The sequence below is a fragment of the Azospirillum sp. UENF 211521 genome (assembly GCF_058780535.1).
In genome coordinates, this window is record NZ_JBSNCF010000002.1 from 1,148,309 (window position 1) to 1,160,227 (window position 11,919).

The following is an 11,919-nucleotide window of genomic DNA, read 5'->3' on the forward strand; positions in this document are numbered from 1 at the left end:
GAGCATTTGTGATTAATGGCGGAACAGAGTCAGCGGGGCCGTGACGATCTCCGGAACGGCGATCAGCAGGCTCAGCAGAAGCAGGTAGGTCAGCAGGAACGGCCAGATGCCGCGCGTGGCGCTTTCCAGCGAGATGCGGGCGACGCCGCACACCACGTTCAGCACCGTGCAGACCGGCGGATGGATCAGGCCCAGCGTGCCGGTCAGCACGAACATCACGCCGAAATAGGTCGGGTCGATGCCCGCCGCCGCGGCCAGCGGAGTCAGCACGGGGCCGAGCACCAGGATCGTCGGCGTCAGGTCCATCACCGTGCCGACGGCGAGCAGCAGCAGCGTGATGGCGACCATCAGCAGCTTCGGCTCGTGCAGCAGCGGGGCCAGCATCTCGTTCATCTGCTGCGGCAGGTCGGCCAGGGTCACCATGTAGGACGACACCAGCGCCGCCGCGCACAGGAACATCACCGTGCTGGTGGTGCGCGCGGCCTGGACCAGCAGCGGCACCAGATCCTTCAGCGTCACCTGCCGGTAGACGAACAGCGCCACGACCAGCGAGTAGACGGCGGCGACCACCGCGGCCTCGGTCGGGGTGAAGATGCCGCCGCGCAGGCCGCCGATGATGATGACCGGCAGGGCCAGCGCCCAGACGCCCTCGACCAGCGCGGTGCGGCGCTCGCCCCAGCTCGCCTTGGGCTGCAGCTTCACGGTCATGCCGCGCACCACGAACATCCAGGTGATGACCAGACCGGCGCCCATCAGCAGGCCGGGCACGATGCCGGCCATGAACAGGCCGCTGATCGAGGTGTTGGTGGTCACGCCGAAGATGATGAAGGGCATGCTGGGCGGGATGATCGGGGCGATGATGCCGCCCGACGCGATCAGGCCGGCGGAGCGCGGCACCGGGTAGCCGTTGTCGCGCATCATCGGGATCAGCAGCGTGGCGAGCGCCGCCGTGTCGGCGATGGCCGAACCGGACAGGCTGGCCAGCATCACCGACGCGCCGATGGTCACGTAGCCCAGGCCGCCGCGGATGTGCCCGACGAGGCTGACCGCGAGGTTGATGATGCGCTGCGAGATGCCGCCGGCGTTCATCAGCTCGCCGGCCAGGATGAAGAAGGGCACTGCCATCAGCGGGTAGTTGTCGGCGCCGCTCAGCATGTTCTGGGCGACGAGCTGGGCGTCGAAGAAGTCGAGATGCAGCATCAGCGCCACGCCTGTCAGCATCAGGGCGAAGGCGATGGGCATGCCGAGCAGCATCAGGCCGAACAGCGAGGAGAGGAAGACCGCAAGGGCCATGGAACGGGCTCCGCTTTCAGAAGGCCGGACGGAATCAATGCTCGGCGATGGCGCCGCCCTGCGGGGCGGTGACGCCGTGGGGGTCGCCGTTGCCGGGGATGTGCGCCGTCGCGTCGCCCGACAGGATTTTCCAGAGGTTGGCGATGATCGTCAGCGCCATGGCGATCGCCGGGAAGAATCCCGCGGCGGCGTAGAAGGCCATGGGGAAGCTGAGCACCGTGGAGCGCGTCTCCATCCCGATCAGAAGCTGGAACCAGCTCCCCTGGATGAACAGCCACAGCGCGTAGATCATCAGCAGGTGGCTGATCACCGCGCAGACCCGGCGGACGCGGGCCGGCAGGCGGGCCTGGAGGATGTCCAGCCCCAGATGCTGGTGGCGGCGCAGCGCCAGCGTCGCGCCCAGGAAGACCAGCCAGACGAACATCAGGCGGGCCAGCTCCTCGGCGGCGACGATGCCGCTGTTGAAGCCGTACCGCAGAACCACGTTGCCGAAGACCAGCGCCACCATCACGGCGAGCATCAGCGCCATGATCCATTCGGTGACCATCTCCAGCGCTTCCACCATGCGCTTCATGCACACTCCTCGGCCCGCCTCGCGGCGGGGCTCACCCAAACGGAAAGGGCGGCGGCAGGGGACGGACGCGGGAAGGAGACGGCACGGAAGGGAACGGGCGGCGCGGCGCACCGGCAGCGGGGCCGGGCGGCGGGTCGGGGTTCCTCCCATTTGGTCTCTTGCCGGGGTCTCTTGCCGGGACCTTGAATTTTCTGTGTCGGAAAATAGAGGAGTCCCGCAACCGAGTGAAGAAGATTTTCTTCATAACGGCACCAAAACCGCCAGACGATCGGCATAGCGACGAAAATTATCTTCACAAGGCGCCCTCCCACGCATAGCTTGGGTCCCAGGGAAAGCGGCGCGACGACCCGGCCGCGCGGGCCAGGGCAGGCTATGCCGCTCGCGGCGGCGGTGGTACGGTCCCGCCGCCCACCGACGCCCGGAGCCGAGAAGGCCGGGACCCAAGAACGCTTTTAGGGATGGACGGTCCGTTTCGATGCTCCAGCCGGTGAACATCCTCGATCACATCCGCGGCCGTCTGCCGGAGTTGAAGCGTTCCGAAGCCCAGGTCGCCGAGATGGTGCTGGTCGAGCCGCAGAAGGTCCTGGGGCAGAGCATCACCGTGCTGGCCCAGGCCGCCGGGGTCAGCGAGGCGACCGTCGTCCGCTTCTGCCGCAGCATCGGCTGCGCCGGCTTCCCCGATTTCAAGCTGCGGCTGGCCGAGGGGCAGGCCCGCGGCACCCCCTTCGTCAGCCAGGACGTGGCGCCGGACGACGAGACTCCGACCGTCGCGCGAAAAATCTTTTCATCCGCCGCCGCCGCTCTGAACGACGCGGCCGGCGCGCTCGACATGGCGGCCGTCTCCCGCGCCGTGGAACTGCTGGCCGACGCCTCCAGCATCCTGTGCATCGGCACCGGCGCCTCGGCGGTGGTGGCGGAGGACGCGGCGCACAAGTTCATGCGCTTCGGCATGGCGGCGCAGGCCAGCGCCGATCCGATGATGGTCCGCATGCTGGCGGTCAATCTGGGAGCGCGCGGCGTCCTGCTGGCGATCTCCAACACCGGGCGCACCGTGATGGTGACGGAGCTGGCGCAGATGGCCCGCGACCTGGGCATCCCGGTCATCGCGATCACCGCGCCGGGCTCGCCGCTGGCCGCGGTGTCGTCGGTCGCCATCGGCCACACCCCGGTCGAGGACGCGGAAATCTACACGCCGATGGCCTCCCGCCTCGTCCATCTGGCGATCATCGACGTGCTGTCCACAGGCGTGGCGCTGAAGCTCGGCGCCGAGGCGCGGCACCATCTGGCGAAGGTGAAGGCCGTGCTGTCCGGCACCCGCTCCTCCCACGGCAAGCCCGCCCGCGGTCGCCAGCGGGCGTGATTTTATCCCCTCTCCCCTCTGGGGAGAGGGTTAGGGTGAGGGGGTTGCGCGTGTTGGTGCGTTCGGCACAAGCGCACCCCCCTCACCGGCCCTGCGGGCCACCCTCTCCCCGGAGGGGAGAGGGCTGGTAATCCAAGGCGACAAAACCACCTCCCCCCTTGCCATCCGGGCCGGCTTGGTCCAATTGGTGCGCCGCCGTTCCCGATTCACAGACAGTCCCCGCCCATGCCCGCCATAGCCCTCAGCGTTGCACCGATGATGGACTGGACGGACCGCCATTGCCGGACCTTCCATCGCCTGCTGTCGAAGAACACGCTGCTCTACACCGAGATGGTCACCACCGGCGCCGTGCTGCACGGCGACCGCGAGCGGCTGCTCGGCTACGACGCGGCGGAGCATCCGGTGGCGCTCCAGCTCGGCGGGTCGGACCCGGCGGAGCTGGCGGCCTGCGCCCGCATCGCCGAGGAGTGGGGCTATGACGAGGTCAACCTGAACGTCGGCTGCCCGAGCGACCGCGTGCAGTCGGGCCGCTTCGGCGCCTGCCTGATGGCCGAGCCCGATCTGGTCGCCCGGCTGGTCGGCGCCATGCGCGAGGCGGTGTCGATCCCCGTCACCGTGAAGTCGCGGATCGCCATCGACGAGATGGAGGAATGGCCGACACTGGACCAGTTCGTGCGCACCGTGTCCGCCGCCGGCTGCACCCACTTCATCGTGCACGCCCGCAAGGCGTGGCTGAAGGGCCTCAGCCCCAAGGAGAACCGGGACATCCCGCCGCTGCGCTACGACCTCGTCCACCGGCTGAAGCAGGAGAATCCGCAGCTCACCATCGCCATCAACGGCGGCATCCGGACCCTGGACGAGGCGGAGGGGCATCTCGCCACACTGGACAGCGTGATGATCGGGCGCGCCGCCTACGAGACGCCCTACATCCTGGCCGACGCCGACCGCCGCCTGTTCGGCGGGGAGCCCGGTCCCGACCGCTACGCGGTGGTCGAGGCCATGGCGGCCTACGCCGAGGAGCGGATGCGCCAGGGCGCGCCGCTGTCGGCGATCACCCGGCACATGCTGGGGCTGTTCCAGGGCCTGCCCGGCGCCCGCGCGTGGCGCCGCCACATCAGCGAGAACGCCCATCTCCCCGGCGCCGGGCCGGAGGTGCTGCTGAAGGCCGCGGCGCTGGTGCCCCACCGGGAAGCGGTCACCCAGCCAGCGGAATGAGTGCTGCGAGCGTCAGGCAGACGACGACGGTCAGGCGCGTCCGCAGCGTGCCGAACCAGCGGGGATAACGTCCGTCCGCCGCCGCGCTGCGGTCCACCGCCCAGGCGAGCAGGAAGGTCAGGATCAGCGCCGGCACCGTCAGGCCGGACGGCAGCAGGGTGGCACCCCACCCCAGCAGCGACGGCGCCACTCCCCAGGCCAGCCACGCCGGCCCGCTCGTCTCGCCGTCCCGCCCGGAAAGGATGCGGCCCCAGTGGATGGCGCCGATGAAGGACAGGATCGACACCGCGTAGACGACGACCGCCCGGACCACGGCGGCCCGTACGTCGCCCTCCGCCATCCAGGCCAGCGCGGCGCCGCCGACGAAGGGGATCAGCCCGCCGTAGGACAGCAGCCGGACGACCGAGGCCCGGCGGTCCTCGAAGGACAGCGCGTCCATGCGGTTACCGCTTCGCGGCGGGCTGGGCCAGCGCCTTGTCCACGGCCGCGGTCAGCGTGGCGGACTCCGGCGTGACCGAACTGCCGAACCATTCCACCAGCCGCCCGTCGCGGCCGATCAGGATCTTGTGGAAGTTCCAGCGCGGCACGCCCTGCGGCCCGGCGACCGCCGCCGCCCAGCGGTAGAGCGGGTGGGCCTGCGGTCCGGTGACGGCCTGCTTCTCCATCAGGGGAAAATCGACGCCGTAGTTGAGTTCGCAGAAGGACGCGACCTGGGCGTTGCTGCCGGGCTCCTGCCCACCGAAATCGTTGCTCGGCACCCCCAGGACGACCAGCCCGCGGTCGCGCCGCCCGGCCCAGAGCTTTTGCAGCCCCTCATACTGCCCGGTGTAGCCGCATTGCGACGCCGTGTTGACCAGCAGCACCGCCTTGCCCCGGAAGGCATCGGGCGCGAGCGTGCCGCCGTCGATGGCCGGCAGTGGCAGCGCCGCCCAGTCGAGCGCGTCGGACTCCGCCGCCGCACCAGGGACGGCCGCGGACAGCATCAGGACGGCGGACAGAATCCCGGCGGCGGTTCGGGCGGCATTGCGGATCGTTGGCATGGCGGTCTCCCGGTCGGCGGCGCTGGTCTGCAGGGCCTTGCTCTATACGGCGGTCGAGGCCTGTCGGATCATGCACGCGCATGGGTGCCATGGCCATCTTGCCGTGCGACGGACGGCCGCACCTGCTTTAGGGTTGTCCCCCGCCCGCCCCAGACCATAGACCGGCCGACGCCTCCCATGCGCCTTCTCATCCTGATGCTCGGCCTCGCCGGTTTCGCGAGTGCCTTTTCGCTGCGCACCACCGACCCGATGCTGACCGTCATCGCGTCGGACCTCGGCATCGGCGTGGCCGAAGCGGCCCTGCTCTCCTCCGCCTACACGCTGCCCTACGCCGCGATGCAGCTGATCCTGGGACCGGTCGGCGACGCCATCGGCAAGACGCGGCTGATCCGCCTGTCGCTGGTCGTCCTGACCATCGGCGTGGCGCTGTCGGCGGTGGCGCCCGGCTATTACAGCGTTCTGGGCTCGCGGATGCTCGCCGGCGCCTTCGCCGGGGGGATCATCCCGGCCTCCATGGCGCTGATCGGCGACCGGGTCGTCTACACCGAGCGGCAGTTCGCAATCAGCCGCTTTCTGCTGGCGGTCATCCTCGGCCAAATGTCCGGTTCCGCCGTGGCCGGCGCCCTGTCGGAGGTGGCGGGCTGGCGCACCGTCTTCGCCCTGGCCGCCGTGGTGACCGGCCTGATCGCCCTGACCGCCGCCCTCCTCCTGAAGGGTGAGCGCGAGGAGCGGCATCCCCTGTCCGTGGCCGACGCGCGGGCGCGCTACGCCTCCGTCCTGGCGAATCCGGTGTCGGTCTGGGTCTTCGCGACGGTGGCGGCGGAAGGGCTGCTGATCTTCGGCGTCTTCCCCTTCGTCGCCCCCATGCTGGCCCGCCACGGGGCGGAGGGCGCCTTCGAGGCCGGGGTGACGCTCGCCGCCTTCGCCATCGGCGGAGTCGTCTACAGTTTCATCGTGCGGCGCCTGCTCGGCACGCTCGGCCAATGGGGGATGATGGGGGCCGGCGGCCTCGTGGCCGGCGGCGCCTATCTGGCGATGCTCGCCCCGGTGCCCTGGCCGGTGGTGTCCCTGCTGTTCCTGGTCGCCGGATTCGGCTTCTACATGCTGCACAACACGATGCAGACCCAGGCGACGGAGCTGTCGGCGACGGCGCGCGGGTCGGCGCTCGCCCTCTTCGCCTCCTCCTTCTTCCTGGGGCAGGGGATCGGGCCGGTGGTCTATGGTGCCGTCGCCCATCAGGTCGGGCTGCCCGCCCTGTTCCTGTTCGGCGGCGCGCTGACCATGCTGCTGGGCATCGGTGCCGTGCGGCTGATCCGCCGTCCAACCTGAGAGAGCCGCCCCGACTGATATGTCAATATTTCGGATATCCCCAGATTCTGTGGATAACTCTGTTGGCGAATCGAGGGGTAACCGAAGGGAGAGGCGGCCCCTCAAGGGGTCCGGCACAAATGCCTGAAATTTGGGCACATTAGAAAACCGCGCCGATCAAGGAGTTTTCGTGCCCGGCGCTCCGTTTCCGCCCTGGTCCGCGGCCTGCCCCGCCCCGCAACGGGAGTCAAGCGAAGGATGCGCGCGCCTGTGAACAACTTTCCTTGACAGGGTTTGCGGGCCACGGCAAAGGGCTGTTTCCGGCGCCGGGAGGGCTTGCGCGCCTTTGGTCCGCGGGGCACTCTGGCGCCATGTTCACCGTCAGCGAGAGCGAAGCCGAAACGATCCGCCGGGCCTTCCACGACCGCGGCGAATGGTCCGCCGTGGTGGAGTTGCGCCGGCTGTTCCCGGTCTTTGCCAACAACCCGGAAGCGCTGCGCTGCGTGCGCGCCATCGCCGGCTGGCAACCCCTCCCCGAGTCCGCGGCGCCCCCGCCCAAAGTCACTCCGCTTCGGCGCCGCAAGCCGGCGGAGCCACCGCTCTGACGACACTCTGCGGGCCGCCCCGTCAGGTGGCGGTGCGCGGCCCGCGGTCGCTGAGCGTGTCGGCCAGCGGCACGACCTTGCCGCTGTCGGCCACCACCTGAAGCTCCGGCACGCCGGCCTGGGCGCGGCGCTCGGCCAGGAGGACCTCCAGCATCGCCTCGACCTTCGGCATGTGGACGGTCTGCTGGTCGAAGGGCATCTGGATGCCCTGCTCGCGGAACTGCTCCAGGATGCGCATGCGCAGCTCGTTGCGCACCGGGATGATGTGCTCGGTGTTGGCGACGAAGCAGCGCAGCTCGAACTCCGGCCCGCTCGGCCCGAAGTCGCGGAACATCACCACCGGCTCCGGGTTGCGCAGCACCTGGGCGTGGCCGTAGCCGATCCTCAGCAGCAGCGCGTAGACCTGCCGGGCGTCGGTGTCGTAGGTGATGCGGACCTTGATCTCAATGCGGGTGGTCTTGTCCTTCAGCGTCCAGTTGACCACCGACTTGGAGATGAACTCCGAGTTCGGGATGATGACGGAAGCGCGCTGGAAGGTCTGGATCTCCGTCGCGCGCACGCTGATCCGGCGCACGGTGCCCTCCAGCCCGTTCACCACCACCCAGTCGCCCACCTTCACCGGTCGCTCGACCAGCATGATCAGGCCGGAGATGAAGTTGCTGACGACGTTCTGCAGGCCGAAACCGATACCGACCGACAGGGCGGACGCGATCATCGCGAGGCTGGACAGGTCGAGCCCCAGCGTGCCGACCGACATCAGCACCGCCATGGTGGTGCCGAGATAGCCGACACCCATGCGGATCGAGTTGCGCACGCCGTCGTCCATGTTGACGCGGCCGAGGATGCGCTCGTCGAGCTGGCGCTGGATGAAGCGGGTCACCGCGACGACGACGCCCAGCACCATCAACGCCGACATGATGTCGCCCGGCGCGATGCGCACGCCGCCCACCGTGACGCCGCTGAGGAAGCCGTCGGCCAGCCCCTTCATCTCCGACAGGGTCATGCCGGTCAGCGGCAGCAGGAAGAAGGCGGCCACGGTCAGCAGAAGCCCGTCGATCACCGTCCGCCCGGCCTGCCCCAGCATCCGCCGGCCGCGGTCGGTGGCGATGACGATGTCGCGCACCTCGGCCACCTGCCCGCTGCCGCGCTCCAGCAGGACGCACAACAGCTCGCGCAGGACGCCGCGCGCCACCAGCAGGACGCCGCCGATGATGAGGGTGGTCAGCATCAGCTTCGACGCGTAGATCGCGCCGACCAGATAGCCGGAGCCTGCGGCGACCAGCGAGGCGAGCGCCACCGCCCCGATCAGCAGCCGCAGGCGCAGCCCGACGACCCGCGGACGGGCCGGCGGCTCCTCCGCGGCCTCCGCCTCGCTGGGCGCGGCGGCCGGCGGCAGGGTGACGTCCAGTCCGGCCCCGGGCGTCGGCTCCGGGCAGCCGCAATCGTCGGTCGCCTCGGCCTCCGGCGGCGGGGCGGCCAGCCAGAGGTGGTCGGGGTAGAGGAACAGCAGCGACACGGCGATCAGCGCCATGGTGCCGAAGCCGGTGATCGAGCGCAGCTCCGGCGGGGTGAACATGCCCTCCGACAGGGCGATGCCGGTGCCGGCCAGCGCCAGCCCGATCATGACGAGCGGGATGCGGCGGACCAGACGGCGCGCGCTCGCCGGGTCGAGGTTGGCGAGCTGCCAGGACGGATGGTCGGGCGCCAGGGTGGCGCGGGCGACGCCGGTGACCAGGAAATAGGCGGTCAGGCCGCCGGACACCCCGACCACCAGCGCGGTCAGCGGCCCGGCGTCGGCGGCGTCGCGCAGCAGCCCGACCAGGGCGCCGCTCAGCACCAGCGTCGGCACCAGCGGCACGAGGCAGCGGGCCAGCGCCTCCACCGCCATCGCCACCACGCGCTGGCGGTAGCTCGGCCGCTCCTCCAGGTCGCGGTGGCCGTAGCGGCGCAGCAGGACCCGGCGCACCGGCCAGGCGACCAGAAACAGGATGGCGGCCAGCGCGCCCAGACCGTACAGGCGGCCGCGCCACTCGTCGTCGCCCATCACGATGCCGAAGGCCCGCGCCATACGCTCCTGCACATAGGCCGTCTGCTCGGGCAGGGCGGCCCAGGTGGCGGGCAGCAGGGGCACCGGCCCGCGCCGGACGATCTGCTCGGTGAGCTGGGTCATGCGCTGGTCGGCGGCGGTGCGCAGCAGGATGTCGGCGCGGGTGACGATCAACTCGGTCTGCTTGGTCCGCCCCTCCGCCTCGCCGATGGTCTGGGACAGGCGCTTGCGTTCCGCGGCGATCCCGGCCTCCTCCGGCGGGGCGCCCTGGGCCGGCGGCGGCCCCAGCGCGTCGAGCATGCGCTGCGCGGTGTCGCGGGCGGCGGCGGCGGCGGCCCCGGCCTCCCGGACCTCGTGCTGGATCTTCGCCAGATCGGCGCGCAGGGTCTCGTATTCGGTGTTCGCCAGATCACCACCCGCGATGCGGTTGGCCGCCCGCTCCAACGCGTTCTGCCATTGCGGGAGCTTCGTCTTGAAGTCCGCCGCGGCCTCCGCCGCCGGAGCGGCGGTCTGGGCGAAGGCCGACGGCGCGGCGGTGCCCACGGCAAGCGCGCCGCACAGCACCAGGGCTGCCAGGAGCCGGCCGACCCGGCGACGGAAGGCGGAGGGGATCTGGATCACCGTTCGAAATCTCGTGTTGGCGAAAGGCGGCCACCCCGGCGGACCGGGAAAAGGGATACCTATACTCTTCGTCGTCACGGCAAAAGTATGGCACGCCGTGTCACCAGGATGTGACAGGGAGCGGTGGCGGGGCACATCCCGCGCAGGGACCGGCGGCGCCCGCCCGGTTTCCGTCGTTTATGCGGTTGCCTTCCGATTGGGCATGGCGTGGTTGCGCGTCTTGATGATAGAGGTTGCGCATCGTCGCTTCACACGCACGTCATCATCATGGCCGGTTTGACCGACATCGACCGCACCCTGCTCCGCACCGCGCTGAAGGCCGCCAAGCGCAACGACGTCCCCTCCGTCGGGATGCCGACCGGGACGCTGGAACGGCTTCTGGAGTATCTGGCGCTCCTCGAGGGCGCGCAGGCCGGAGCGCGGGCTGAGGTCACGCAGGAATCAAACTGAACCCGCCTGCAACCAAAGCTTGGTCGGCGGCGGCCGGGCATCCAGGCCCGACGTCACATACTATTGTATGCCAACCAGCCGGTGACCGACTGATGGGTCCATTGAACGACACGTTGTGACATCGTATTCGACTCGCGACCGACGCTCGACGGCTTCTGTCAAAAGGAGTAATACTTTGGGACCCACTCCTTCAGGCGGACAATCGTTTTGTGCCAGTTTGCCACGCCGGAATGCGGTCACGCCTGTCGCGCGATCAGGCTCGTCCGCGAACACAGCCGCGGCCCCGTGGGGTTGGACGCGCGCGCCTACCTGATCCGGGTCGAGCGCCGGCTCATGCAGTTCCATTGCGGCGCTCCGCTGGGCATCCCGGCGGAGGCGCAGCCGCCCCGCGAAGCCGCCGAGTAACCGCAAGAGCGGAGCCGGGCCCTTCCCCCGGCGCTCGGCCCGGCGGTCAGTCGCGGCCGCTGGGGGTGTCCGACCGGCCGCGGTCCGGCTCGCCGCCGCGATCCCCGTCCCGGCCACGCTCCCGGCCATCACCCCCGTCCGATGCCTCGTCGCGTTCGCGCTGGCGCTGCCATTGATCGAACTTCTCGGGATCGGTCACCAGATCGATGACGGACGGCTTCCGGTTGCCGTTGTCCTGCTGTGCGGGCATGAACACCTCCATCGTTGCACCACACCTGTCCTTTTGCATCATCAACAGCGCAAAGGGCCCGGAGCACCAAGCCCCGCAAGGGGAGAACCCCGCAAGCACAGCCCTGCTCCTTTGGCGTCCGGTTTTTGACACAGCACACCCCCGGCCGAATCCTTAGCCTGCGACGACGATCAAGACACAGTCGGGGGCGGGATGCTGCGGTTGGGAACACGGGTGAGGTTTGCGGGCCAGGAGGCCCTCGTCGTCGCACGAACCCTTGCCGGTGAGCCGACCTACGACATCCGTCTGGCCGACGGCCGTCTCATCAAATACGCCGCCGAGAGCGACCTGGAACCGATCGAGGGGGAGGGGTCCGACTCCCCGCCCGCCGCGACGCGGCCATCGGGCTCCGGCGGCTCCACCACGGGGGGCATGCAGTGACCCGCGACGACTTCCCCTATTCGCTCCAGCCCTACGCCATGCCTGACGACGGCGGCGACGGGACGCAGGACAGCGACGGCTGGACGCTGGTGCTGTTCCGCGCCGCCGACGAGGCGGAGCGGCTGTGGTTCCGCGATCACGGATTCGCCATGGAGGGCCGCCGCTGGGTCCGCCACGCGCCGGCTCCGGACGACGCCGCGGACACGCCGGCCCCCGCGGACGCCTCCGACGATCCCGACATCGGAGACCGTGAATCCGACGACCGGGCGCCGACCGGTGGCGGGCCCGCGCCGGACGTCGCCGCCTGATTTTCTGCTCCGGCGTCCGCGGC

The 11,919-nt window shown here is 70.1% G+C and carries 13 protein-coding genes; 7 read left to right on the plus strand and 6 right to left on the minus strand.

Annotated elements, in window-relative coordinates; translation table 11 throughout:
* Positions 1 to 12: 12 nt before the first annotated feature.
* Positions 13 to 1,293: a TRAP transporter large permease gene (locus ACWPN5_RS21990; RefSeq protein ID WP_492297369.1), complete on the minus strand. Its 1,281-nt coding sequence runs from the start codon at positions 1,291 to 1,293 to the stop codon at positions 13 to 15.
* A 34-nt stretch (positions 1,294 to 1,327) separates the two neighbouring features.
* A complete protein-coding gene (locus ACWPN5_RS21995) occupies positions 1,328 to 1,867 on the minus strand; it encodes a TRAP transporter small permease (RefSeq protein ID WP_145680979.1) in 540 nt (179 codons plus the stop codon).
* A 475-nt stretch (positions 1,868 to 2,342) separates the two neighbouring features.
* Between ACWPN5_RS21995 and hexR the strand changes: the two genes are divergently transcribed.
* Both hexR and dusA read left to right on the plus strand, forming a co-directional pair.
* Positions 2,343 to 3,227, plus strand: coding sequence for a transcriptional regulator HexR (gene hexR / locus ACWPN5_RS22000; RefSeq protein ID WP_014197391.1), 885 nt, complete (start codon positions 2,343 to 2,345; stop codon positions 3,225 to 3,227).
* Positions 3,228 to 3,452: 225 nt separating this feature from the next.
* A complete protein-coding gene (gene dusA / locus ACWPN5_RS22005) occupies positions 3,453 to 4,442 on the plus strand; it encodes a tRNA dihydrouridine(20/20a) synthase DusA (RefSeq protein ID WP_492297371.1) in 990 nt (329 codons plus the stop codon).
* Here dusA and ACWPN5_RS22010 read toward each other — a convergent pair.
* On the minus strand, positions 4,423 to 4,881 hold the full coding sequence (locus tag ACWPN5_RS22010; RefSeq protein WP_145680981.1) for a DUF3429 domain-containing protein: 459 nt from the start codon (positions 4,879 to 4,881) through the stop codon (positions 4,423 to 4,425). The genes dusA and ACWPN5_RS22010 overlap by 20 nt on opposite strands.
* A 4-nt stretch (positions 4,882 to 4,885) precedes the next feature.
* Positions 4,886 to 5,482: a glutathione peroxidase gene (locus ACWPN5_RS22015; RefSeq protein WP_492297373.1), complete on the minus strand. Its 597-nt coding sequence runs from the start codon at positions 5,480 to 5,482 to the stop codon at positions 4,886 to 4,888.
* Between the two features lie 177 nt (positions 5,483 to 5,659).
* Between ACWPN5_RS22015 and ACWPN5_RS22020 the strand changes: the two genes are divergently transcribed.
* Positions 5,660 to 6,811, plus strand: a complete 1,152-nt coding sequence (locus ACWPN5_RS22020; RefSeq protein ID WP_492297375.1) for an MFS transporter — start codon at positions 5,660 to 5,662, stop codon at positions 6,809 to 6,811.
* Positions 6,812 to 7,161: 350 nt separating this feature from the next.
* Entirely contained in the window at positions 7,162 to 7,395 is a 234-nt protein-coding gene (locus ACWPN5_RS22025) for a hypothetical protein (RefSeq protein ID WP_200477109.1), read from the plus strand.
* A gap of 22 nt (positions 7,396 to 7,417) precedes the next feature.
* Here the strand turns inward: ACWPN5_RS22025 and ACWPN5_RS22030 are convergent, their stop codons facing one another.
* Complete coding sequence (locus ACWPN5_RS22030; protein WP_492297377.1) at positions 7,418 to 10,063, minus strand: DUF3772 domain-containing protein; 2,646 nt, start codon at positions 10,061 to 10,063, stop codon at positions 7,418 to 7,420.
* Positions 10,064 to 10,330: 267 nt separating this feature from the next.
* On the opposite strand from ACWPN5_RS22030, the gene ACWPN5_RS22035 reads away from it, so the two are divergent.
* Entirely contained in the window at positions 10,331 to 10,513 is a 183-nt protein-coding gene (locus ACWPN5_RS22035) for a hypothetical protein (protein WP_145680985.1), read from the plus strand.
* A 451-nt stretch (positions 10,514 to 10,964) separates the two neighbouring features.
* Here ACWPN5_RS22035 and ACWPN5_RS22040 read toward each other — a convergent pair whose 3' ends face one another.
* On the minus strand, positions 10,965 to 11,168 hold the full coding sequence (locus tag ACWPN5_RS22040) for a hypothetical protein (protein ID WP_247882965.1): 204 nt from the start codon (positions 11,166 to 11,168) through the stop codon (positions 10,965 to 10,967).
* Between the two features lie 213 nt (positions 11,169 to 11,381).
* Between ACWPN5_RS22040 and ACWPN5_RS22045 the strand changes: the two genes are divergently transcribed.
* Positions 11,382 to 11,588 (plus strand): hypothetical protein, encoded by a 207-nt coding sequence (locus tag ACWPN5_RS22045; protein WP_247888107.1) that lies wholly within the window; start codon positions 11,382 to 11,384, stop codon positions 11,586 to 11,588.
* Positions 11,585 to 11,896, plus strand: coding sequence for a hypothetical protein (locus tag ACWPN5_RS22050; RefSeq protein WP_145680987.1), 312 nt, complete (start codon positions 11,585 to 11,587; stop codon positions 11,894 to 11,896). The genes ACWPN5_RS22045 and ACWPN5_RS22050 overlap by 4 nt, the downstream gene beginning before the upstream one ends.
* Positions 11,897 to 11,919 lie beyond the last annotated feature (23 nt).

Excerpts from the sequence above, each read along its gene's own strand:
- ACWPN5_RS22040 (WP_247882965.1), bottom strand. The coding sequence starts at position 11,168 with ATGCCCGCACAGCAGGACAACGGCAACCGGAAGCCGTCCGTCATCGAT.
- ACWPN5_RS21990 (WP_492297369.1), bottom strand. The coding sequence starts at position 1,293 with ATGGCCCTTGCGGTCTTCCTCTCCTCGCTGTTCGGCCTGATGCTGCTC.
- ACWPN5_RS22025 (WP_200477109.1), top strand. The coding sequence starts at position 7,162 with ATGTTCACCGTCAGCGAGAGCGAAGCCGAAACGATCCGCCGGGCCTTC.
- ACWPN5_RS22015 (WP_492297373.1), bottom strand. The coding sequence starts at position 5,482 with ATGCCAACGATCCGCAATGCCGCCCGAACCGCCGCCGGGATTCTGTCC.
- ACWPN5_RS21995 (WP_145680979.1), bottom strand. The coding sequence starts at position 1,867 with ATGAAGCGCATGGTGGAAGCGCTGGAGATGGTCACCGAATGGATCATG.
- ACWPN5_RS22010 (WP_145680981.1), bottom strand. The coding sequence starts at position 4,881 with ATGGACGCGCTGTCCTTCGAGGACCGCCGGGCCTCGGTCGTCCGGCTG.
- hexR (WP_014197391.1), top strand. The coding sequence starts at position 2,343 with ATGCTCCAGCCGGTGAACATCCTCGATCACATCCGCGGCCGTCTGCCG.
- dusA (WP_492297371.1), top strand. The coding sequence starts at position 3,453 with ATGCCCGCCATAGCCCTCAGCGTTGCACCGATGATGGACTGGACGGAC.
- ACWPN5_RS22020 (WP_492297375.1), top strand. The coding sequence starts at position 5,660 with ATGCGCCTTCTCATCCTGATGCTCGGCCTCGCCGGTTTCGCGAGTGCC.
- ACWPN5_RS22035 (WP_145680985.1), top strand. The coding sequence starts at position 10,331 with ATGGCCGGTTTGACCGACATCGACCGCACCCTGCTCCGCACCGCGCTG.